The sequence below is a fragment of the Arachidicoccus terrestris genome, from assembly GCF_020042345.1.
GTDB lineage: Bacteria > Bacteroidota > Bacteroidia > Chitinophagales > Chitinophagaceae > Arachidicoccus > Arachidicoccus terrestris.
On the sequence record NZ_CP083387.1, the window covers coordinates 4326045 to 4350049 of the forward strand.

Here is a 24005-nt window from a genome sequence, read left to right on the forward strand (position 1 = left end):
TAAACGACAAATGGGCGACTTATTCCTAAGAATAATCGCCCATTTGCGCTCTAAACAGCCATATTGAATCGTTAGAGGCCGGCAATTTTAAAATTTCCCACACCAATGCGGGCGCCGTTATCCATATCGGTACTGGTGCTGATATAAAAATATTTTTTTTCTGGTGTTCTGGCAAACATATCAGTATCCAGCACCTTATGTTTATCCAGATACACCTGCATATGCAGTCCTTTTACAGTGATGGAAACATGCATTTTACCAATGGCGTATTCTTCCAGTGGATATTCAATTGTATTATATTTTTTGTTGTCACTGCTCGAATTGATGATCTCTTTGTTCCAGTAATGGATTTCTGTATGTGTGATAGCACCTTCGTTATAGGCATCTCCGATATAACTGCTGATGGCATTGTTATGCGCAAAACCAAAGGAAAGGCTTTCCAGATCTTTGGCTTCATCCTTACTCATTGTCACAATGTCAAATTCAAGGGTAAAATTCTCTGGCAGGGGGACATCACTCTTGAGTTTATAGGAGGTAAATTCATTTAAAAATAACCATTTGCCTGCAAATTGATCTGAAGTACCAATAGACCCACTTCCATGGGTCTTCCAGTGACTGGCCATATCTCCTACTTTTTCTGTTGCAAAACCGTCAAAATAGACACTGTCCTTTCCCTGGATAAAATTATAAGGACCTTCCAGTCCAATCGTGTTAGCGGCCTGATCGACTTTGTCCGTGTTTTTGCCGGCATCAGACTTTTTGGAAGAGTCACCATCCAGGATCTTATCTACTTTGCCTTCAATTTTGTCAGAGACTTTGTCTTTTAATTTTTTAAAAATTTGTGCGTTGCTTTGGGAAACAGACAGAAAGGTGGCGGCAAGCCCCATGCCCAGGCATAAACATAAGTGCGTTCTTTTCATAGTTTTTGATTTGCGATGTTGTGTTGTATAACCGCAAAATAACGATTTTTTTGCAAACCCGATCTGTAATAAAGGCTATTTGCCTCCACCACGGCCCGTTGTGGCTGCCATGTTATATTTGTGGTTGACTTCAATGGTGGCCTTTAAGGCGTCTTTTGCGCCGGCAAACTTAGATAATTCCAGTCTGAAACGACCGGGTTCGACAACCTGTTCACCCTGGACGTTCCAGAGACTGAGGGCAGACTGATCCAGTCGGATACGCTGTATAACAGAAGCACCCGGTGCTAAATGGCAGCGGGTGAATCCAACTAAATGGCGGATCGGAGTCACCACCGAACTGGTTTCATCAGTGACATAAAGTTGTTGAACATCCCCTGAAGGCCTATCTCCTGTGTTAGTCACCTTAAAGGAAACGTCTATCTGAACAGCAGCATCTGTTTCGGATTTTTTAATCTGTAAATCACTATAGGTAAAGCTTGAATAACTAAGCCCGAATCCGAACGGATAGAGCGGCTGCCCATCTCCTTCTACATAATGACCTCCCGAACCCTTGGGTTGACTATAATAGACAGGTAATTGCCCGACAGATTTTGGGAAGCTGATAGGCAGTCTGCCTGTTGGCGCATAGTCACCAAAGAGGATATCTGCGATCGCCTTGCCCCCTTCTGCGCCCGGGTACCAGGTTTCCAGGATATCGCCAGCCAGCTTTGCCTCATTTTCGATAGCAACGGGCCGCCCGTTAATAAGTACCAATATGATCGGTTTACCGGTAGCGGCCAGCTTTTCCAGAAGCTCAGATTGGCGGCCTAATAACTTCAGGGTATTGCGGTCATTGCCTTCTCCGTTTTCCATATCACTGACGGTGGTTTCGTTTGCAATGGCGGCACCGGTAGATTGATATTTTGTTTCAAAATCCCTGGCGCTAGATCCGCCGAGTACAACCACCACAGCGTCCGACTGCCGGGCGATAGATATAGCATCTGAAAAGCCAGCGGTAGAGCTATCCCGGATGGCACAACCCCTTGCATAACGCACTATGGTTTGCTTACCGACCAGAGACTGAATGCCTTCAAGGACAGTGGTCACGGTTTCGGGATTTTGCGGTGCAGTGTAGTCGCCCAGCTGGTTATAGGTATTATTGGCATTCGGCCCGATCACGGCGATCGATTGAATATTTTTCGAGAGTGGCAGATTCGATTTTTTGAGCAGGACCACTGATTCTCTGGCGACATCCAGGTTTAACTTTTGATGTCGGTCATTATGGACGATGCTCAGTCCTGTAGTAGACCTATAAGGGTGTTCAAATAAGCCGAGCGCGAATTTTAACATGAGTATCCTCTGAACAGCACTATCGAGCGTTGCTTCGCTAACCTGACCGGTCTTGATGGCTGCTGCCAGATATTTGCCATAACCATACCCCCCCAAATCACTGTCTACGCCAGCATTAATCGCCGCTGCCGCCGCCGCTGTGTCAGTGGCGGCGATATGGCTCGACGCGTGCAGTCCGCTAATGCTACCTAAGTCTGATACAACAAAGCCTTTAAACCCCCATTGTTTTCTTAAAATTTCCTGAATCAGGACAGGATTGGCTGTGCAAGGCACTCCGTCAATAGAATTGTAGGCCGTCATTACGGAAAGCACTCCGCCTTTTTTAATGGCATTTTCAAATGGAGGCAGGTAGTCTGTATATAATAGTCTGTCACCAACTACCGCCGGGCTGCCGTTATGCCCTCCTATGGGGACACCATAGGCCAGAAAATGTTTTAAGGTTGAGATAACATGCAAGCTGTCGGCTTTTTCAAACAATAGCTGATGGTTCTGAAGTCCGTTCACAAAATGGGTGCCCATCTCTGACACGAGATAGGTATCTTCTCCGTAAGTCTCTTCTACCCTTGACCATCGTGGTTCGCGGGCCAGATCCAAAATAGGCCCGTAGGCAATATGACTACCCATGACCCTGGTTTCTGCGGCGATGCTACCTGCAACTCTTTGGATGAGCGCCGGATCCCAGGTGCTTGCCTGGCCGATAGCTGTTGGATAAACAGTGGTACCGATAGCCATCAGGCCATGGGCACATTCTTCTGCCAGAAGCAGGGGAATGCCCCAACGGCTATGCTTTATGGCATAGGCTTGAATTTTATTGGTTGCCTTTACCGCATCTGCCGGCTGCAACCCATTGGTCAGGGTTTTCTTGGTCCAGGGGTCAGCTCTGAGCGTTCCCCATAGCATCCCGATATGTTCAGTGTCAATAGCCCTTTTTAATTTCTCCGTGACTTCAAGCTGGCCGGTGCTGTCCTTCTGGTACATTTCCCAGCCAAACAAGGTAGAGAGCTGGCCGATCTTTTCGTCTGTTGACATCCTGCGGACCAGATCCCAGGCCCTGGCCTGCGCAGATAAATTTTTATTTCGGTAAGCCGGGTGATCGATATGGATATGCTGGCCGACTGGTGGCTGCCCCATTAGATCAACCCCAAAAAATAAAAATAATAAGAAGAGAAAAATGAGTAATGCGAATTTGGATCTGTGGCAGATTTGCATAAAGATATTGGACAGGTTTGAATCTGGAAAAATATAGTGCTAAGTGATGACAACGATTGCTGAAGATGCGAAAATAAGAAAAAATCGGTTCATTAACCGGCCGGTTACTTTATTTAAGCGCTCCTAAATATCCGCAATTATTTTTCCCTGGTAGTAAATAAAAAGTTAATTGAAAATCAATTATTTCTTAATAAAATTGCCATTTATATTACTAAATTCAAAAAATATTCATAAATGATTTTAAAAAAAATAAAAAGAAATATTACCTTCATTAAAATTAAGTCAAAAAATATATCAATCACTTAAAAAAATAGAAGTGATGGCTATAAAGAACATTACATACAAAAGAAGCATTATCAAAGCGTTGTATTTTTCTGAAACTTTATCCTGTACCGAGATTAGTTTGCAGATCGGAAAAAGCTATACACTGGTAGTCAAAACGATCGACGAAATGATGAAGGAAGGTTTGGTCATGGAAAATGGCTACGCTTTATCCAGTGGCGGCCGTCGTTCTATGAATTACTGTTTACCAGCTGATTCCTTTTATACAGTTGCCGTGGCCATGGATCAGTTTGTAACCAGAATAGCCATTCTTAATGCCGTTCGGCAACCGGTTTCACAGATTCATAAGATTGAGTTACTACTGGAGCATAATAAAGATGCACTAGAGAAATTGGCAGATGCCATCAAAATGGCCATTGAAAGTGCACCTGTCAATCACAACAAGATTATTGGAATCGGTATCGCCATGCCGGGATTTATTAATAGCCATAATGGCTCCAATTATACTTTTCTTGGAGAAGGCGTCAGCGATTATGTATATGCCAAGACCGAGATTCCGGTTTTCATCGAAAATGATTCTACGGCCATCGGTCTTGCGGAATACCGGTTCGGAAAAGCGCGCCAAAAGAAAAATGCCATGGTGATCAATTTAAGCTGGGGTATCGGGTTGGGTATGATCGTCGATGGAAGCATATTCAGAGGGGAAAACGGCTTTGCCGGAGAGTTTAGCCATATCCCGGTTTTTAGAAATGGTAAGCTATGCAGTTGTGGAAAAACGGGTTGTCTGGAAACGGAAACCTCGCTGCTTTTTATGATAAAAAAAGCCCTTCAGGAAATGAAAGAAGGAAGAGCTTCACTATTGAATGCATCTATTTTAGAAGATCGTGACTTTGAGCAAAAAAGCAGTCATTTTCTGGAGACGGCCAAGTTGGGTGATTCGCTGGCTATTGAAATCATTTCAGATGTAGCTTATAATATTGGAAGAGGAATCGCTATTCTGATTCATTTGTTCAATCCACAAACAGTCATCTTAAGTGGCCGTTGTTCTGTTTGTAGCGGGCTTTGGCCACCGCCAATCAGAAGAGCGCTGAATGAATTCTGCATTCCCCGCCTCCTGCACCACACAGCTATCGAAATCTCGGAGTTAAACCATAAAGCGGAATTAATTGGTGCTTCTATTTTAGTTATAGAAAAGATCAGCGATCTGGCGCTTGGAAAAATCCTTCCCACAGATGGCAAAACCACATTAAGAAAAGAGCTACGCTCCTAATCGGGCTTGGGCATTGTTTATAAATTTTCTCACTTCGAAAATAGGATTATGAAAAGACTCAATTTATCTCTGTTGAAGGCTGTAATGTTGATCATTGTCGCCTTAAGTATGCAAAACAGCAGTTTTGCACAAACCCTCCAGACTGTTACCGGACATATATCGGACAGTCTGGGGACTGCCTTGGGCGGCGTTACTGTGTCCGCCGAAAACGGCAAGGCAAATGCCATATCCGGTGCCGATGGTAATTACTCAATTAAGGTGCAAACAGGCGCCACCCTGGTTTTTAAATACGTGGGCTATGCCACCAAACAGATAGTGGTACAATCGGGCGTTGTGAATGTGGTACTGTCAGCCCAAACGAGCACAGCCGGTAGTGACGTGGTAGTGACTGCGTTCGGTATGCAGCGCTCTGAAAGGTCACTGGGCTTTGCAGCCACTACCGTTAAATCGGATGACATCACCCGTACAGGAACCACTAATTTTGCTACTGCCTTATATGGTAAGGTGCCAGGTCTTCAGATCGCAGCGGCACCGGGTGGTTCAACTTCTGGGGTATATATGCAACTAAGAGGGGTAAACTCCATGCTTGGCAAAACAACCCCGCTAATCATTATGGATGGAGTACCTATTAGAGATGGTGGGTTTAATAGTGGCAATTACTGGGGAGATCAAAGAGCCCGCAACAACGGCGTGGTAGACATTAATCCGGAAGATATTGAGAACATCACCGTCCTAAAAGGTGCCGCTGCTGCAGCGCTTTACGGATCTGAAGGCGTTAACGGCGTAGTAATTATTACCACTAAGAGCGGTAAGAACAATAAAAAGGGATTTGCCGTAGACGTCTATGCCAATTATTTCCAGGACCGGGTGGCCTATCTACCCAGGTTCCAGAATGTAAGGGGAACAGGTTTTCCCAGCCAGGTACCTGGTTATTATACCTCTGATGAGAACGGATTTAATGTGGACAAATTTGCGGATGCATCAGGTACCATGTATAGAGCACTCGTACAGGGGTCTCTGAACTTCGGGCCTGTATTTGACGGACAGCCGATCATTGCCTGGGATGGCGTGGTACGTCCCTACTCTGCACAACCGGACAGATACAAAAATCTCTTCCAAAAAGCGAATAACGCGACCCAGACTGTTGCTCTTTCAACTAATTCTGACGTACAGTCCACCCGGTTTTCTGTGACCAATCAGCATACCGAGGGTCTGAGTATTGGCAGCAGGAATGATAAATTGTCTTTCAGTTTGAACAGTATTTTTAAATTGGGTAAAAGCAATGAGTTACAAGTCATAGCCAATTATTATAATTTACATGTACACAACCGGCCTTATCTGATTGACAGAATGATTAATAACTTTACGGGTATGATGCCTGTATTTGATAATGGAGAGTGGTATCGCAATAAATACCAAACTAGCCTTGGGTATAAATATGTGCTCAATACAACGCAGAGCCTGACCCCGGACGAGAATATTCATATTCCTAACTATATGACTGATATTCTGGATTATATGTGGAACGTCAATAAAGATATGTATGATGAATATGAAGACCGGTTGATCGCCAGTATTACTGACAGCTGGACCATCACTAAAGGGCTTAAATTGAGAGGCAGGGTTTCAACGGACTATACAAATACGAACATCTATACGAAAAATAACTCTACACAACCTATTGTGTACGGTCCGTCCGGGCAATATGGGGTTCAGAACAATTTTTATAAAATGCTGCATGGTGATATCATGTTAGAGTATACGGCTCCTTTATCAAAAGACCTGAGCTTAAGAGCTACCGGCTTTTATACAGCGGACAAGGAAAAGGGGAAAACTACGGGCATTTTCACCAATGGCGGGCTGAGTTCAGAAAACTGGTTTGACCTGGCCGCTACCGCCAACCCGATCAGTAATCCAAGTGTTGTGAATACCACCCTCGTAAAAGACGCGCTGATCGGTACGGTAAACCTTAATTACCGCAGTTACCTCTATGCAGAAGGTACGGTCAGAAAAGACCGGACTTCCACCATGAACCCGGATAATAATTCATTTGTCTACCCTTCCGCCAATGCAGGCTTTATACTCTCGGACGCCTTTAAGATGCCGGATGTATTTAATTATCTGAAGTTACGGGCCTCCTGGGGTATTGTAGGTAACTACCCACAGCAGTATTTAGCCAATGTGGCCTATCAGCCGGCCAACTGGGGTACTCAGGCACCTGGCACGAGCTCTGTTTTAACGACCTATACCAATTTTAATACCTATGGCAATCTGAATATCCGGCCCGAGAAGAAAAGTGAATGGGAATTTGGTCTGGAAGCCAGAATGTTTCAAAACAGAGTTGGCTTTGACGCGACTTTCTTTACCAATAAAATCAATGACCAGATCTTAACCATGGCACTGCCCTACAGCAGCGGTGCGGCCGGGCAGTTAAATAACGTCGGTTCACTCTCCAATAAGGGTTTTGAATTAAGCATTAATGCAACACCAATAGATCTGAAGGATTTCAGATGGGATTTTGTCTTCAACTATGCGACATACGCTAATAAAGTTCTTTCCATTTCTGACAATTCCAACAGTATCATTTACGGGGATTATGATGGTAATGCCTACCAGATCGTAGCAAGAGTCGGACATCCTGCCGGAGAGATCATGGCGCATCCACTGCTTAAAGATGAGAATGGGGTGCCAATTGTAGATGATGCAGGATTATATGAACAGGACCCTGATAAAATGGTGTCTTATGGCTCCATTCAGTCTAAAGGCTCAGGAGGACTTATTAATACCGTCACATATAAGAATTTTGCGCTGAATTTTAGTATAGATTATAGATATGGCGGTGTAGTCATTCCAACAGGTATCAACTGGATGAACAGCCGTGGCATTACGGAGGCCAGCCTTTATCATATGGATAAAGCACATGGCGGTCTGAGTTACTATTTAGATGCCAACGGCAAAGGGGTACAGACCAACGGTGCGACAGGTCCTAACGGCGAGACCGTCTATCATGATGGTATGTTGCTGGATGGCATGACTAAAGCCGGTGACGCCAATACAAATGTAATCTCACAAGCTTTTTATTTTAATAATGTATATAATTGGGGCGGCCCTCAATATTCACCGAATGCATTATATAACTACTTTATTAAAAAGAATAATTATATTAAAATGAGGGAGGTTGCAATTACCTATAATTTTTCCGATAAGATCGCTTCAAAATTAAAAGCCAACCACTTAGCGATATCCCTAATCGGCAGAAATCTGTTTTATTTCTACCGGACCTTGAAGGATCTGGATGCTGAACAGTTGACTGTTTCCAACAATTTCTTCAGTAATGCCAATAATGCAGGCAGCCAACCTGCTTCACGTACGTATGGTATTACGCTTAGAGCCAATTTTTAAACTGAACCTTTTAAATTCTGAATATGAAAAAGTATATCTTATGGCTGATTCTTGGTACATCGGTTGGGCTGATTTCCTGCTCTAAAAGTGATTTTGAGGATGCCTATGCCCAGCCCAATACCTTAAATGAGACTACGCTTGAAAAGCAATTCGCAGGGGTATTAACGTCCAATCTGGATTATACAATGTACCGGTACGGTAATTATTTTATTACGCTGCAAAATACCTGTCTGCCCTGGACGCAGGCGGTGGGGGTCATCAATACCAATGGCAGATATGTACCCGGCGCCGCTGCGATTGGTGGCAGATGGCAAAACTATTATACGTTTGTCGCTCAGTATAAGGATCTCTTGAGGGTCTACAATACCTTAAGTCCTGAGGAGCAGGCAGCTAAAAAGATCTATATTATTGCGGCGACGATATTCTATTATGACCAAAGTCAGAAGCAAGTTGATTTACATGGTGATATCCCCTGGTCTCAGGCCGGCCTGTTGAGTACCAATGATGGAAATTACCAGGCTTCCTATGCTAAATACGACAGAGCGGATTCTATTTATACTAAAATGCTGGATGACTTAAAAGGTTATGCAGATGAATTAAACGCCATGGTCATTGATCCGGCTGTCGCCACTATTTTGAAGAGCCAGGATTTTATTAATAATGGTAATATTGAATTATGGAAAAAGTATTGTAACTCTTTAAGATTGAGAATGCTTATGCGTGTTTCCGGTGTGGCTGCTTTCCAGTCAAGAGTAAGTCAGGAAATTTCTGCGATCCTGTCTGATCCTTCCAAGTATCCATTGATCTTAACCAATGATGACAATGCGCTGATCCGCGTGTATAACCTCAACAGTGTAAATGTCGGAGGCGGCACCGTTTCCGGAATTAACAATGGTACGGATGTCGGTGTAAATGCCTCCTTCTATAGGGGACTCTATGGCTGGGGCGGTGGTGATGTACCCAGTAAGGCAATGATCGATTTGATGAACACCAGCCAGGATCCACGTTTAAGGGTCATGTTTCAGCCCGGTGACAGCACTAAGGGGAAGTATGTCGGATTAGATCCAACACAAAATCAAACTGTTCAGCAAAATACCTATAATGCTGCTAAAGTATCCAGATATAATTATTCGACACTTACATACAATCTGAACCTGCCCGGCATCCTGATTGATGCTTCGGAAGTCAACTTTCTACTGGCCGAATATTATCTGAATGCAGGTAATGACAGCAAGGCAAAATCTGCTTATGAAAATGGCGTCCGGCAGTCCATTGCTTATTATTACTGGCTTCGTGCCAACAGCAGTGACAATTCTCAGGGGGCAGTGGCCAGTGCTACAGCCAGTGAAATTGCCAATTATTTAGCTGACGCGCATATCAGCTGGGGGGCCGCAACCAGCCGGCAGGCAAAACTCAGCCTGATCGCTACACAAAAATGGATCAATTATAGTGTGCTGGAACCCATTGAGAGTTGGACTGAACAGCGCAGGCTGAAATTACCCGAATTGACATTTTTGCCGGATAATGCCAATTCTTTACAGAAGTTACCGCCCAACAGGTGGACCTACCCGACTAATGAAAGCAGTTTCAATACAAAAAATTATGATGAAGTGAAGGATAAGGATAACCTGACAACGAAGATCTTCTGGGATGTAAAGTAGTATGTAAGCGATGCAATGCTGCAAGTACGCTGTAAGTAAAAAGAGGTTGCTTTAACAGGCAACCTCTTATCGTATCAAGCATGTAAAGGCCCGATTTTACTAACTCAATGAGAGAATATTGGATTAAGCGAAAATTGGGCTTTGTTTGTTGGCTCTGAATGTAAAAAAATAAGCCCCTATGGAAATAGGGGCCGCAACCAAAACTAACTGCTTATGAGAAAATTTAAATATGTTGAATAGGTAAATCAGGTTTTTCGGACACAGATTTCCTTTTTTAATTCGATTTATAATGGTGTTCTAATCCAGCTATTGATTCTTATTAAATACGCTTTTTTCTTCGTTCTTATTTTCAAATACTGTGCCAAAGGTCGAAACAAAATGAAATCATTTGTAAAAAATACCTTTAATTTTTTTAATGCACCGGCTTATTTGCTCAGGTGCATACTTCTCTCTTTATACAGCTTCCTGAAATAAGGATCTCTAAGATCTTTAATGAATCGGATTGCTTCCCCGGTGCTCTTCATTTCCGGGCCTAATTCTTTGTTGACATGTGGAAACTTATTGAAACTGAAGACAGGTTCTTTAATGGCAAATCCTTCCAGTTTTTTGTCGATCTTAAAGTCTTTCAGCTTCTTTTCTCCCAGCATCACTTTTGTGGCGATATTCAGGAAAGGCACACCGTATGCTTTCGCTATAAACGGAGTGGTTCGGCTGGCGCGGGGGTTCGCTTCAATAACATATACCGTTCCGTCCTTTATGGCAAACTGTATATTGATCAGGCCGCGGATATTTAAAGCACGGGCGATCTTTTCCCCGTAATGCTCCATAGTCGTTACTTCCAGTGGAGACAGATTAAAAGCAGGTAAAACCGCGTTACTATCGCCGCTATGAATACCGGCAGGTTCGATATGTTCCATTACACCCATGACATGGAAGTCCTCCCCGTCAAAAATACCATCAATCTCAGCTTCCTGGCAACGGTCCAGAAAATGATCAATCAGGATTTTATTGTCAGGAATGTGTTTGAGCAGACTAACGACTGCTTTTTCCAGGTCTTCGTCATTGAGTACAATCCGCATACGCTGTCCGCCCAATACATAGCTGGGGCGTACCAGCACGGGAAACCCGACTTTCTGCGCTACTTCAATGGCTTCTTCCGCATTAAAGGCAGTACCGTACTGGGGATAAGGAATCTCCAGTTCTTTGAGAAGGTCACTGAATCTTCCGCGGTCTTCAGCGATATCCATATCGTCAAACGAAGTGCCGAATATGCGGATGCCACGTTCATGCAAACGTTTAGCCAGTTTAAGGGCAGTCTGCCCGCCCAATTGAACGATAACCCCCTCAGGTTTTTCCAATTCGATGATTTCCCAGAGATGTTCCCAGAATACGGGCTCAAAATAGAGCTTGTCAGCAATATCAAAATCTGTGGAAACGGTTTCCGGATTGCAGTTGACCATAATGGCTTCATAACCACATTCTTTGATAGCCAGCAGGCCATGTACACAACAATAGTCAAATTCTATTCCTTGTCCGATTCTATTGGGGCCGCTACCCAATACGATGATTTTTTTCTTTGCGGAGGGAATGGATTCGTTGGATGAGATTGTATGATTCATATTTTTTAGGAATTGCGCAAAGGTAGTAAATCGTCATCAAAGCAGAAAAGGGAAGGCCTAAAACTTTAGCACAACTGTTTAGAAATTTTTCCGGCGATGCCCGGGCCTTCATAAATAAAGCCTGTCCATACCTGGACGAGCCGGGCACCGGCTTTGAGCCGCATACGGGCGTCATCAGGTGTGAAAATACCACCGGAAGCCACTACCGGAATGGATTCCGGTAAACGCCGGACGAGATAATCCATGACTTGTGTCGCTTTTTGTTTCACCGGACGGCCGCTCAGCCCCCCTGCCCCAATGGCTTCTACCTCCGCAACGTCGGTAGTAAGTCCTGACCTTGCAATAGTTGTATTGGTAGCCACAAGCCCACTTAGGTTAATCTCTGTTGCCAATGAGAGAATGTCTTCGAGCTGCGCTTCGTTGAGATCGGGAGCGATCTTAAGTAGCACCGGCTTAGGCCGGATCCTGCCCTGATTGATATTTTCGATCTCCGAGAAGATCTTTCTCAGGCTTTCTTTATCCTGCAGCGCTCTGAGCCCCGGTGTATTGGGAGAACTTACATTAACGGTAAAATAATCGACCAAATCAAAGAGTTGCTGAAAACATATTACATAATCTTTCCATGCATCTTCATTTTCGGTAATTTTATTTTTGCCGATATTTCCACCGATAATAAAGCCGTTTTGCAGGTCTTGCTTTTCCCGCCAGTTTGCCAACCGCGCCCGGATAGCGGCAGCACCGTCATTATTAAAACCCATACGGTTAATAAGTGCTTTGTCGGCTGGTAGTCTGAAGAGTCGAGGCTGTGGATTGCCGGGCTGTCCTATTGGCGTGACCGTTCCGATCTCAACACTGCCAAAGCCCAGTGCTTCCAATTCTCTTAAATATCGCGCGTTTTTATCGAAACCAGCGCCCAGGCCGACAGGATTTCTAAACTGAAGCCCAAAGACCTTGGTTTTTAGTTTGGGATCCTGATGGGCGCAGAGTCTGTTGATTATTGACCTGCCGCCCGGCAGGCTGCAGATGTTCTTCAGCCGGTTCATAGCAAAATAATGCGCTTTTTCGGGCGGCATGGTAAAAAAAGCTTTACGTAAAATCGGGTAAATCATGGCGCAAATATAAATTAGTTATCATTGGAAGCAGGGCTTTCTTTTAAAATCATGGAATAATTGCAAAAAATCGTCCCACCCGGATAATAATCAAATATTTATTACGTTTAGTTAAAAACTATGGGTGCTTGCTTAAGCATACCATTTTTATAAAAAGCTTAAGAAACCTAAATATGAGATTCAACTGGAAAAAATCAGCCATCCTGGCTAGCGCTTTATTGGGAACAGGAGCCATTGCTCAAGCTCAGACCTCTCCTATCAACATCGTTACAACTGCAACTCCTTTTTTAAGAATTTCTCCTGATGCCCGGGCGGGCGGTATGGGGGAAGCGGGTATTGCACTTTCGCCAGACGCGAATGCCACCTTCTGGAATAATGCCAAAGTACCTTTCGCCAGCTCTAACGGGCAGATAGGTGTCACTTATACACCTTGGCTTAAGGATGTAGCCAGCGATGTATACTTGGTGACACTGGGCGGTTATTATAAAATAGATGATCAGCAGGCTATTAGCGGTGGTGTCCGCTATTTTAACCTGGGTAGTATTCAGTTTGCCGATGAGAACGGAGCATTACAGGGAAGCTCTAATCCTAAAGAATTCTCCATTGAAGCTGGTTACTCCCGTAAACTCAGTGAACGCTTCGGCATAGGGTTGACAGCCCGTTATATAAATTCTAGCCTGGGAAATGGAACGGAAAGCAGTGACATGAAGTCTGGTAGCGCTTTTGCGGTCGACCTGTCTGGCTACTATAACGGCCTTGATGAATCCGGTCAGGGTTTAACGGCTGGCCTGACACTCTCTAATCTGGGAACCAAGATCAGCTATACTAATGATCCTGATGCCAAACAGTTCATTCCGGCTAACCTGGGCCTGGGCGGCGCCTACCACGCCGTATTGGACGAAGATAACAAACTGACCTTCGCTTTGGATGTCAATCATCTGCTGGTGCCCAAAACACCAGATTTTGAAGGTACTGAAGAAGATGTCAGCCAGGAAATGGCTGATTACTATAATACAGGAGTATTTGAAAGCTGGGGAAAATCCTTCAGTAACAGCGCCTACTCCGGATCCCTGGGTGCAGAATACGGTTATAATGATCAGTTCTTCTTAAGAGCCGGTTATTATGTAGAATCTGCCGGTGCCGGCGACCGTCATTATTTTACGGCCGGTGCAGGTATTAAATACAACGTATTTAATTTCAATTTTGCTTATTTAGCACCTTCCGGTAGTAGTGTTAACCGTAATCCCTTGTCAAATACCTTGCGCTTCTCCCTGATTTTTGATCTGGGACAGCCTAAAAACTATTAATGAAGTATTTGGGAAATGGATAACTGCCTGAAAGTGTACTGACATTGTACCCAAGAAAAGGCGGGAATTTAAAAAGCGAAGGTTACCTTCGCTTTTTTTATGCACAAGGGCTGAATGGCCGCTTAAAAGTTGGTACTTTTAGCGAACTTATATTGTAATATAATAATATGAACAATCATTATGCGTATTAGAATCGGTCAGGGAATAGACTTTCATCAGTTAGTATCGGACAGAGACCTCTGGATCGGAGGTATTAAAATTGAACATGAGAAAGGGGCACTGGGGCACAGTGATGCCGATGTACTCTTACATGCTATCTGTGACGCCCTGCTGGGCGCGCTAAGCCTGGGCGATATCGGCACTCATTTTCCTGATACCAGTGTCGATTTTAAAGACATTGATAGTAAGATACTCCTTGAGCGCAGTTACAGACTGATCCGTGAAAAGGGCTATAAGGTCGTTAATATTGATTCAACGCTTTTATTGGAAAAGCCAAAGATTAAACCCTATGTGCCGGCAATGAGAGAGGTTATTGCCCGTATTTTGGAACTTCCGCAGGACGCTGTTTCTATTAAAGCAACGACAATGGAAACAATGGGCTTTGTGGGGCGCGGGGAAGGACTTTCCGCGCACGCTGTCGTACTGCTGCAATCTACTGAATAACTGGTGGAAAAAAGAAACAATTCTTTAGCAGCAAATCTTTTTTTTACAAGTATTTTCGCAGCAGACTACAAAAATAACATAGTATGATAAATAATGATATAATAGTCCCTATTGTCAATAAGTCCGCCTTCCCTCTACCCTCCTATGCTACAGAGGGCTCATCTGGTATGGATCTGAGAGCAAACATAACTGAACCGCTTACTCTGGGTTCATTGGAAAGAATCTTAGTGCCAACAGGGATTTTTATTGAATTACCAGTAGGACATGAGGCGCAGATCAGACCGAGGAGTGGCCTGGCGGTCAAGCAGGGCCTGACATGCCTGAATACACCGGGAACCATTGATGCCGATTACCGGGGTGAGATCAAGGTGATCCTGGTCAATCTTTCCGGCCAGCCACAGACCATACAGGCGGGTGACCGCATTGCTCAGATGGTGATCCAGCAGATAGAACAAATCCAGTGGCGCGAGACAGATAGTCTCTCAGAAACTGTTCGTGGCGCCGGTGGTTTTGGACATACGGGTAAAAATTAATATAGTGACCTTTAAGCATTACATGAATAAACATATTTCCATTGGGATAGCAGCCGGTCTATGTGCTGTTTTGCTGTTTTCCTGTTCGGCCTCAAGAAAGGCACAGCATATTCAGAAAAAGCTCCAGCAAAATGACTCTTCCAGGGTTGTAAAAGTGACACCGGGCATGCAAAGCGCCGAATTGGACAGCCTGCGCAGCGTACTGGAAGGTCTGGATAGCCAGCGAATCAGCCGGTTCAGTACACTGAAGGCCAAAGTAAAGCTGGATTATAGTACGGATGACCAGAGCGCTGGTGCTACAGCCAGCATCCGGCTGAAAAAAGATAGTGTGATCTGGATATCGCTTACAGGTCCTTTTGCCATTGAAGGGTATAGAATTATGATTCGGCCAGATTCGCTGATACTGATGGATAAGCTGAAACACACGATAACCAGAAGACCTGTTAGTTACCTGGAGGAGATCGCCCGCATGCCGATTAACTTTGGCGATATGCAAAATATTATTCTGGGTAATCCGATTTTCACCAAGGGAGAGATTCGATCCTACCGCCATAACCGCAATCGGTGGTATGCGGCTTTGCAGGGTAGCGTATTTAAAAGTTTTATTGCAGTGATCAGCAACCCGCATAGGCTGATGCTTAAAAGCAATAAGATCGAGCAGATCGAAAACGGTGTTAAACGCAGCTGCACCCTGGGATATAACAATTACGAGACTGTGGACTCGATTCAAATGGCGATGGATCGTAAGATCAAATTACAGGATAAGAAGACCACTAATATTAAATTACAGTTCAAAGAGGCACAGTTTAATCGACCACTCAGTTTTCCTTTCAGTATTCCTAAAAGTTACGAAGAGTTATAAGATTATCAACTGAGTTGATTAACTTTAAATCTTTATAAAAAGCAGAAAAATAAGCATTATGTTGAAGAAATTGTTTGTATGCATCATACTTCTGGGCACCTTACAGGTGTATAGCTATGGGCAGCAAACAAGGACGGAGATCCAGCAGGAACAAAAGAGCCTCCAAAAAGAATTGGATGAACTCAATGAAACACTCTCCCAGGTGCGCAAAACCAGAAAATTATCGCTTAGAGAGCTCAACTTGCTGGAAAAGAAAATAAAGGCGCGCCAATCGCTGATCGAATCCATCAATGAGGAGATGGAGGACCTGAATAGAAAAATTAAAAAATATAATGCTGAGGTAGAAAGTAAAAAAAAGCAGCTGGATACACTGACCTCTAACTATGCGCAGAGTCTGGTCTTTGCCTATAAGAATCGGGGTAAGTACAATTATATTAATTTTCTTTTTTCTTCTAATTCTTTTAATGAGGCCATCAGACGGGTGGCTTATCTGAAAAGTTATCGAGCCTACAGGGAAACCCAGGCGGATAATATTAAGAAGGCCCAGGCAGTACTCAGAGCCAATATTGCAAAGCTGGAAGACACTAAATCAGAAAAACGAATTGCTGCGGGCCAACAAAATAACCAATTAGCAGCCCTGCAGTCGGATCGCAATGAAAAAGACAGTGCCATCGTGGATCTAAAATCCAGAGAGGGGGAAATCGGCAAAGAGATTGCCGCCAATGCTGCCAAAAGAAGAAAATTACAGGAAGTCCTGCGTCAGGTAATCCGCAGGGAAATTCAAGAAGCAGAAAGAAAAGAAAGAGAAAGGCAAGCGCGTATAGCTAAAGCCAGGGAAGAGGAAGCCCGCCGGGCTAGAATCGCCGAACAGCAGCGGGTTTTAAAAGAGCGTCAGGAGCAACTTGCCAGACAAAAAGCGGCTGCTGCGGCGCAAAAAGACAATGCAGGAAACGACGTGGTGACGACCCATCCCTCCGAGCAGGGAGCAGGTACAGATAAAGAGACTGCAGCTGCAACAGATGCACCCAAAAAGTTACGTGAGGAGCAAAAAGATGATGTAGATGCGCAGCGTATTGGGCGGTCCTATAACGTATTGGAATCCACTGAAAAGACATTAACACAATCCCTGGATTTTGAAAAGAATCGCGGGGAGCTTCCCTGGCCTGTAACAGGAGGATTTGTTTCCGGTGCCTACGGGGTACATTCCATACCCGGCACGAGCCTCAAAGAAGAGAACGACGGCATTGAACTGACTGCTACCGGTGGAAATACGACTGTTAAATCTGTCGCCTCAGGTACCGTGTCTGTCGTTATCAGTGATGAAACCTATGCTGTCATCGTCCGTCATGGCAAGTATTTTACCACTTATAGTAACTTAAAAGATGTTGCCGTCCAAAAAGGTGATGAAGTAAAAGCTGGTACAATTCTGGGGCATATGTCAACAGGGTTATCGGGTGTGGCTTCCGTCTTCTTTATGGTCACTGACAGCCAGGGGAATCCACTGAACCCAATGACCTGGATCAAAGGGCGATAAGGGAATGGACTGGTGAATCCTCGCCAAATATCTTTAATTTTACCACTTCAAATCCTGAAGCAGATAAGAATTATACAAGAAAAAACGCAAAAATAATATTGACATGAACAGAGGTCCGATTTCTACATTTATCGAACATCATTACAGACACTTTAATGCAGCTGCCTTAATGGACGCTGCAAAAGGATATGAAAAGCATCTTCAGGACGGCGGTAAAATGCTGGTTTCCCTGGCAGGTGCCATGAGTACAGCCGAACTGGGCATTTCTCTGGCAGAAATGATCCGGCAGGATAAGATCGCAATTATTAGCTGTACAGGTGCCAACCTGGAAGAAGATGTGATGAATCTGGTAGCGCACTCCCATTATAAAAGAGTTCCGGAATATCGGGACCTGACCCCGGCACAGGAAAGAGAACTGCTGGACAACCACTATAATCGCGTTACCGATACCTGTATTCCGGAAGAAGAAGCATTCAGGCGTTTACAGACACATCTGGTGGATGTCTGGAAGGCCGCAGAAGCTAAAGGAGAAAGGTATTTTCCACATGAGTTCCTTTATCAGGTCGTCTTGAGCGGTGTCCTGGAGCCTTACTATGAGATTGACCCCAGGAATAGCTGGATACTGGCTGCTGCGGAAAAAAATATACCGATTATTGTACCAGGATGGGAAGACAGCACCACGGGTAATATTTTTGCCAGCTATGTCATCAAAAAAGAATTAAACGTCCATACCGTTAAAACCGGTATTGAGTATATGATCTATCTGACTGAGTGGTACAGAGCTAACAGTGGAGGAAAAGGTGTTGGCTTCTTTCAGATTGGCGGAGGTATTGCCGGGGACTTCCCTATCTGTGTTGTCCCAATGATGTATCAGGATCTGGAGTGGGAAGACGTTCCTTTCTGGAGCTATTTCTGTCAGATATCAGATAGTACAACTTCTTATGGCTCCTATTCCGGTGCAGTTCCCAACGAGAAAATAACTTGGGGTAAACTAGATATAGATACGCCTAAATATATAGTAGAGAGTGACGCTACGATTGTTGCGCCACTCATTTTTGCCTGGATTTTGGGGCAGTAAACATAGTCTCCAAACGAAGGTCAAACAAACTAGCCACCCCTTTTCTGAAGGAAAGTCGGTGGCTAGTTTGTTATTGACGCAAAATACTTGCGCAAGGCATTGAAAAATAGAATAACTTTAAGGATAACAAATATTTTAATTATGTATGTAACGGTTCAGTTTATTATTCTGGAAATTCTGCTCGGACTCATCTTTTTAGTGATTCTGTATTTTATGGTACGTGAGCTGTTAAAGAAGATTATCAGAAAGGAGATCCGGGAAATTATGGAGCCTTTACAGGTGCTTGCCAATTATTTAGTCGACCAATCTCAGCAGGAAGGGCCCGATGATCCTGATGACAATGATGGCGATGGCAGGCAATCCACCCATTCTGGGCGACCAGGTACAGGCCCCCTACCTGCTACCAGTCCGGAAAAGCTACCGGAAGAGCCAGTAGATATCGCCGATGAATTCGTGCAGTTAAAAAACACCAATCGAATCAGCGCCTATAATATCCGGGTACAGAAGATCTGGGATCTATACAAACAAAAAAAGATCACATTACACCAGTATAAAGATGAACTGCTCCGGCTAAAAAAGGAATTCGGTATTGAAACGGGTGAGCAAGAAGCTGCGTCCGGAAACGAGCCCCTAAAAACGGCTTCCGGGGCCAGGCTGAAACCGCTAACCCCTACCCCTTCAGCTGCACCTAAAGAGAAGGCCAAAAACCTGAAGACCGATCCCCGAAAAGACGATGCCGGCGACGATGGCGAAAAGGACCCTGATAAAGGAAACAAAGCTGCCAATCTGGACAATGTTCTGTGACTACAGTTTACTGACGATGTAGATAAGTGTCTCCCCATATGGCACCTGGAGCAAATTCCTGGTTCAACTGGACTAGCTCTTCCCCGGTAAACCGAATATTCATCGCTTCTAAGGTCTCTTCGACTCTGGAAACCGTATTCATACTGATCAGCGGCATAATATTATTATGTTGAGTATTCACCCACGCGATGGCGAGTTGGGCAGTACTGCAATTTTTAGCCGATGCCATGTCAGTTAAGAATTGCACTTTTTTCAGATTGTGGATTAGATTTTCTCCCTGAAAGCGGCTAAAATGATTCCTGTAATCATTTTTTGCCAATGGGCGGCTCAGGTGGCTGGTCAACAGCCCTTCTGCGGTGCTCGCAAAAGCGACAACGGTAATACCCAGTTGTTCTGCCAAAGGAAGAAGCACAGTTTCCAAAGTACGATCTGCCAGTGAATAGCCATACTCCAGCGCCGCAACCGGGTAGATATTGTGTGCTTTTTGCAACTGTGTGGCCGTGATCTCTGACAAGCCCAGCTGTCTGACTTTACCTGCCTGTATGAGGTCGCCAATTGTGCCGATAATGTCTTCCAACAGATGGTCTTCATCGATACGGCAGGGTTGATACAGATCAATATAATCCACTCCCAGCCGCACTAAGGAGTAATTGATGAAATTACGAATAGAATTGGGCCTGAGATCTAACCCAAGCATATGCCCGTCAAAGACTGCCCCGAATTTTACGCTGATATAGGCCTGGTCTCTTCTATCCTTAATAGCTTTGCCCACTAATAATTCGTTATGGCCGGCACCATAGAAGTCTCCTGTATTTAGAAACTGTACACCGTGATCCAGTGCGCAATGTATGGCTGCAATACTTTCTTTTTCGGGCCTTGCCGCATTGTTCCATACCGGTGACATGCGCATGCAGCCCATCCCTAATTTGCCTGTTTGGGGGCCTGCCTTTCCAATGTTTATTTTTTGCATGATTCTTTTCTGATGTTTATGTTAATGACCTGGCAAAATTAGGGCTGTTCTCCATTCGGTACTATGTTAAAGAGCTCAATTATACTTTGTTAAGCGGCTCAGAAGTAATTAAAAAGATAATCGGTTTTGCCATTTGTGAGCTGTATTCCATGATAGTCGGTAACCACCTTCAGTCTAGGCTTTTAGTCTACAAAAAGATCTTATCTTTGCAGCCATCAATTTTAATGTTATTGCAGCGGAGAGCCGAAAACTGTTAATTCCCTTCGATACAGTGCATTGAAAAAGAAAGATATTTTAATCTTCCTGTATATTTACGAATCATTTTATTAAAAATAAATTCATGAGCGAAAAAGTACATTGTTTGATTATCGGTTCTGGCCCCGCAGGGTATACAGCTGCTATCTATGCTGCACGTGCTGGGATGAAGCCTGTTCTATATCAGGGAATCCAGCCCGGTGGTCAATTGACTATCACGACGGAAGTAGAAAACTATCCCGGTTATCCGGAAGGTATTCAAGGCCCCGAAATGATGGTAGATTTTGAAAACCAGGCCAAGAAAATGGGTACGGATATTCGTTATGGCCTGGCCACAAAAGTTGATTTTACAGGGCCTGTACATAAAGTACAGATCGATGAAAAAGATTGGATCGATGCAGATACGGTCATTATCTCTACAGGGGCCTCTGCCAAATGGCTGAATCTGGAAAGTGAACAACGATTGAATGGATATGGCGTTAGTGCCTGTGCCGTTTGTGACGGGTTTTTCTTCCGGGGCAAAGAAGTCGCTATTGTTGGTGCCGGTGATACTGCCTGTGAAGAAGCTGTATACCTTTCTAAACTGGCTTCGACCGTTCATATGATCGTCAGAAAAGGAGAAGACGGCATGCGTGCCAGCAAGGTTATGCAAGACAGGGTTAAAAATACGGCAAATATCAAAGTTTATTGGAATAGTGAAACCGATGAGGTATTGGGGGATAAAAAAGTAGAGGCGGTTCGTATTAAGAACACACAATCCGGCGCTACAGAAGAAATTCCTGTAAGCGCGTTCTTTGTAGCTATCGGACACCAGCCTAATAGCGCTATTTTTGCGGAATATCTGGATATGGATGATGCCGGTTATATTAAAACTATTCCCGGAAGTTCAAAAACCAATGTCGATGGCGTCTTTGCTGCCGGTGATGTGCAGGATAAGATCTATCGCCAGGCGGTCACTGCCGCGGGTAGTGGCTGTATGGCAGCCCTGGATGCAGAGCGTTACCTGACCGAAAAAGGGCTAGCCTAGGCTAGAAAATTAAGCTTCTGGAACAGCGAACATAACAGCAAATATGCTTAAAATAGAATTACTGGATCTTTGGTTCAGAGCCCGTCACGGTCTTTATGAAGAAGAAAAGCAGCTTGGTGGTGATTTTAAGCTCGATGTAGAGTTATATTATCTCCCTAGAGCCACGCCTTATCATATTCATGAAACCATCGATTATTCTGAGGTCTACGCCTTGATCCGCCGGCATATGCAAAAGCCGGAGCCCTTACTGGAAACACTTGTCATTAATATCGGTAACGATATATTGAGAAGTTTCCAGTTGGCGGAAGAAGTGCGGGTATCTATTAAAAAGATCAATCCGCCTATTATTAGCTTTACGGGATCTATGAGTGTTGCCTATCAACAAACCAGAGACAATTTATTGGGAGGACAGGGATTGCTTAAATAGCATCTGTATATCATTCAAACATTGGGCGGCATATCCGTTAAGGTAGCTATGCCGCCCAATGTTTTTTAACCTGAGGCTCCTTTCCTCAACTGAAAATGCGACAGATCTGATCTTTCCATTGGTCAATATCGGCTGAGCCGGCCCGATCCGCCTTTTCAAAGAAAAAGTGCTGCTTTCGGGTAAACCCACAATAATTATATATGCCGGTATCTGAGGTAAGGGACAGCGCCTTGTCCATGCCTATGCTTTGGTAATGTTTACTTGATTTACCCTGGGTGTTGATTATGACCGCCTGTTTTCCTTTCAGCAGGCCTTTTTGCACGCCCTGGTCGTAACGGTAGGCGAAGCCGTAACTGAAAACACGGTCGATATAACCCTTCGCAATAGCGGGCAGCCCTGTCCACCATATGGGATGAATAAAGGTAACGCAGTCGGCCCATGTGATATAGCGTTGCTCTTGTTGAACATCATCTGCAACCAGCCCTTTTCTTTGTCCCTCTATATCTTGCCGGGAGAGCACAGGGTTAAAATTTAATGCATAAAGATCGCGGATAATTACCTCATGGTTATGCTGACGTAAATGCACTTCTAAGGTTTGTTTAAGCTGCGCATTCAGGCTCCCCGGATTGGGATGCGCATAAATGATTAAATGCTTCATGATTGTATTTGTTGTTGATAAGGCAAAAGTAGACGGCTAATCACAGGTAAAATTGTAAGAAAACGAAAACCAGGTTCACCAGCGTAAAAAGCAATAAATAAGCTGTAAAAGACGGTAAGTAAGTATACCAACCCGTATTCGAAGACATAATCATAGCCGGAATAAGCTACTCAGTTATAAGATACCGCAGATGCTTCGCTGCATCTCTATGTATTTAACGGGGCTTAGATGGATGTAGTACTTAAAGTCCTTTATAAGCTGACTTTGGTCATAATAGCCGCACTGGTCAATAATGTCAAACCAGTTTTCTTTTGTCGCTTTCATCGCTTTGTCCTGTATCATTTTGATGGCCTTCATAAAGCGGTCATATCTTGCTAATTCTTTGGCTGAATACCCCAGATATTTTTTATGGTGCAGTTGAATAGAGCGCTCGCTCTGATGCGTATCGGCAGCGATTTTTTTAATTGGGTTAATGACCGAACCACGAAGGGACAGCAATTGTTGTGCGGCAAGAGGCTGCACTTTCAGGTAAGGCGTACAGAAATGTAAAATGTGCCGGATTCGCTTGGCGGGGCCATTCATAAATTGCATACTTTCCCAAAGTCTGGTAAAACAATTGTCGGATACAAGAATATTAGGATCCAAGGGAAGCCTATCTGCATCGGCAGAGGTGCCAAAAAAGCGATAAAAAGCGTCATCCTTGAAGCTAAGGACCAGTAATTGTGTATTAGTCAGAAGGGTATAATCAAAAGCTCTTTTTACCGGCCCCAAAACGATACACTTTTCGATGGCAGTCTTTTCTATGGCAGGACCCTGGATAAAGACCCTTCCGTCGCTGCCAAAGATGAAGATCATGAACATTTGATAGGACGGAACGAGGGTTCTAGTGACGGAGTGTTCAGTGTTATTCTCAGCGTAATAAAACTGGGAGAATACATCCCTAAAAGCTTCGGGCACCGTTATTTTATGCTCTACGTAACTCATATTTCCGCTAATAGACAAATCATTGAACTTGCCAATAAAACAGCCGCCTTAAGAGGATCTTAATCCTTTTCGGCGGCCATTTTTAGAAATCTCGTTTTTTGT

General features: G+C 44.2%; 19 protein-coding genes. 12 read left to right on the forward strand and 7 right to left on the reverse strand.

Annotated elements, in window-relative coordinates:
• Nucleotides 1–71 precede the first annotated feature (71 nt).
• On the reverse strand, nt 72–920 hold the full coding sequence (locus tag K9M52_RS16895; RefSeq protein ID WP_224069614.1) for a hypothetical protein: 849 nt from the start codon (nt 918–920) through the stop codon (nt 72–74).
• Between the two features lie 75 nt (nt 921–995).
• On the reverse strand, nt 996–3380 hold the full coding sequence (locus K9M52_RS16900) for a glycoside hydrolase family 3 N-terminal domain-containing protein (protein ID WP_224069615.1): 2385 nt from the start codon (nt 3378–3380) through the stop codon (nt 996–998).
• Between the two features lie 397 nt (nt 3381–3777).
• Here K9M52_RS16900 and K9M52_RS16905 point away from each other — a divergent pair, with 397 nt between their 5' ends.
• Genes K9M52_RS16905 through K9M52_RS16915 form a run of 3 tightly spaced genes read left to right on the forward strand, consistent with a single transcriptional unit; the run spans nt 3778 to nt 10073 of the window.
• Nucleotides 3778–5010: an ROK family protein gene (locus tag K9M52_RS16905; protein WP_224069616.1), complete on the forward strand. Its 1233-nt coding sequence runs from the start codon at nt 3778–3780 to the stop codon at nt 5008–5010.
• 48 nt (nt 5011–5058) lie between these two features.
• The gene (locus K9M52_RS16910) at nt 5059–8412 is read left to right on the forward strand and encodes a SusC/RagA family TonB-linked outer membrane protein (protein WP_224069617.1); all 3354 of its coding nucleotides are present in this window, start codon (nt 5059–5061) and stop codon (nt 8410–8412) included.
• 23 nt (nt 8413–8435) lie between these two features.
• Nucleotides 8436–10073, forward strand: a complete 1638-nt coding sequence (locus tag K9M52_RS16915; protein WP_224069618.1) for a SusD/RagB family nutrient-binding outer membrane lipoprotein — start codon at nt 8436–8438, stop codon at nt 10071–10073.
• A 425-nt stretch (nt 10074–10498) separates the two neighbouring features.
• On the opposite strand, the gene K9M52_RS16920 is transcribed toward K9M52_RS16915, so the two are convergent.
• Both K9M52_RS16920 and K9M52_RS16925 read right to left on the reverse strand, forming a co-directional pair.
• Entirely contained in the window at nt 10499–11692 is a 1194-nt protein-coding gene (locus K9M52_RS16920) for a carbamoyl phosphate synthase preATP-grasp domain-containing protein (RefSeq protein WP_224069619.1), read from the reverse strand.
• Nucleotides 11693–11757: 65 nt separating this feature from the next.
• Nucleotides 11758–12801 (reverse strand): quinone-dependent dihydroorotate dehydrogenase, encoded by a 1044-nt coding sequence (locus K9M52_RS16925; protein ID WP_224069620.1) that lies wholly within the window; start codon nt 12799–12801, stop codon nt 11758–11760.
• Nucleotides 12802–12974: 173 nt separating this feature from the next.
• Between K9M52_RS16925 and porV the strand changes: the two genes are divergently transcribed.
• The 7 genes from porV (at nt 12975) to K9M52_RS16960 (ending at nt 19582) form a co-directional block, all read left to right on the forward strand.
• Nucleotides 12975–14108 (forward strand): type IX secretion system outer membrane channel protein PorV, encoded by a 1134-nt coding sequence (gene porV, locus K9M52_RS16930; RefSeq protein ID WP_224069621.1) that lies wholly within the window; start codon nt 12975–12977, stop codon nt 14106–14108.
• A gap of 180 nt (nt 14109–14288) precedes the next feature.
• Nucleotides 14289–14771 (forward strand): 2-C-methyl-D-erythritol 2,4-cyclodiphosphate synthase, encoded by a 483-nt coding sequence (ispF, locus tag K9M52_RS16935; RefSeq protein ID WP_224069622.1) that lies wholly within the window; start codon nt 14289–14291, stop codon nt 14769–14771.
• Between the two features lie 83 nt (nt 14772–14854).
• Entirely contained in the window at nt 14855–15304 is a 450-nt protein-coding gene (gene dut / locus K9M52_RS16940; RefSeq protein ID WP_224069623.1) for a dUTP diphosphatase, read from the forward strand.
• A gap of 22 nt (nt 15305–15326) precedes the next feature.
• Nucleotides 15327–16166: a DUF4292 domain-containing protein gene (locus K9M52_RS16945; protein WP_224069624.1), complete on the forward strand. Its 840-nt coding sequence runs from the start codon at nt 15327–15329 to the stop codon at nt 16164–16166.
• 58 nt (nt 16167–16224) lie between these two features.
• Complete coding sequence (locus K9M52_RS16950; RefSeq protein ID WP_224069625.1) at nt 16225–17700, forward strand: murein hydrolase activator EnvC family protein; 1476 nt, start codon at nt 16225–16227, stop codon at nt 17698–17700.
• A 103-nt stretch (nt 17701–17803) separates the two neighbouring features.
• A complete protein-coding gene (locus tag K9M52_RS16955) occupies nt 17804–18778 on the forward strand; it encodes a deoxyhypusine synthase family protein (RefSeq protein ID WP_224069626.1) in 975 nt (324 codons plus the stop codon).
• 141 nt (nt 18779–18919) lie between these two features.
• A complete protein-coding gene (locus K9M52_RS16960) occupies nt 18920–19582 on the forward strand; it encodes a hypothetical protein (protein WP_224069627.1) in 663 nt (220 codons plus the stop codon).
• Between the two features lie 7 nt (nt 19583–19589).
• Here the strand turns inward: K9M52_RS16960 and K9M52_RS16965 are convergent, their stop codons facing one another.
• Nucleotides 19590–20552 (reverse strand): aldo/keto reductase, encoded by a 963-nt coding sequence (locus K9M52_RS16965; protein ID WP_224069628.1) that lies wholly within the window; start codon nt 20550–20552, stop codon nt 19590–19592.
• Between the two features lie 340 nt (nt 20553–20892).
• Between K9M52_RS16965 and trxB the strand changes: the two genes are divergently transcribed.
• Both trxB and K9M52_RS16975 read left to right on the forward strand, forming a co-directional pair.
• Nucleotides 20893–21834: a thioredoxin-disulfide reductase gene (trxB, locus tag K9M52_RS16970; RefSeq protein ID WP_224069629.1), complete on the forward strand. Its 942-nt coding sequence runs from the start codon at nt 20893–20895 to the stop codon at nt 21832–21834.
• Between the two features lie 43 nt (nt 21835–21877).
• Nucleotides 21878–22261 carry a dihydroneopterin aldolase gene (locus K9M52_RS16975; protein ID WP_224069630.1) on the forward strand — a complete coding sequence of 128 codons (384 nt, stop codon included), beginning with the start codon at nt 21878–21880 and terminating at the stop codon, nt 22259–22261.
• Nucleotides 22262–22346: 85 nt separating this feature from the next.
• Here K9M52_RS16975 and K9M52_RS16980 read toward each other — a convergent pair whose 3' ends face one another.
• Together K9M52_RS16980 and K9M52_RS16985 are read right to left on the reverse strand one after the other, a co-directional pair.
• A complete protein-coding gene (locus K9M52_RS16980; protein WP_224069631.1) occupies nt 22347–22919 on the reverse strand; it encodes an NAD(P)H-dependent oxidoreductase in 573 nt (190 codons plus the stop codon).
• A gap of 174 nt (nt 22920–23093) precedes the next feature.
• A complete protein-coding gene (locus tag K9M52_RS16985; protein ID WP_224069632.1) occupies nt 23094–23903 on the reverse strand; it encodes an AraC family transcriptional regulator in 810 nt (269 codons plus the stop codon).
• Between the last annotated feature and the right edge of the window lie 102 nt (nt 23904–24005).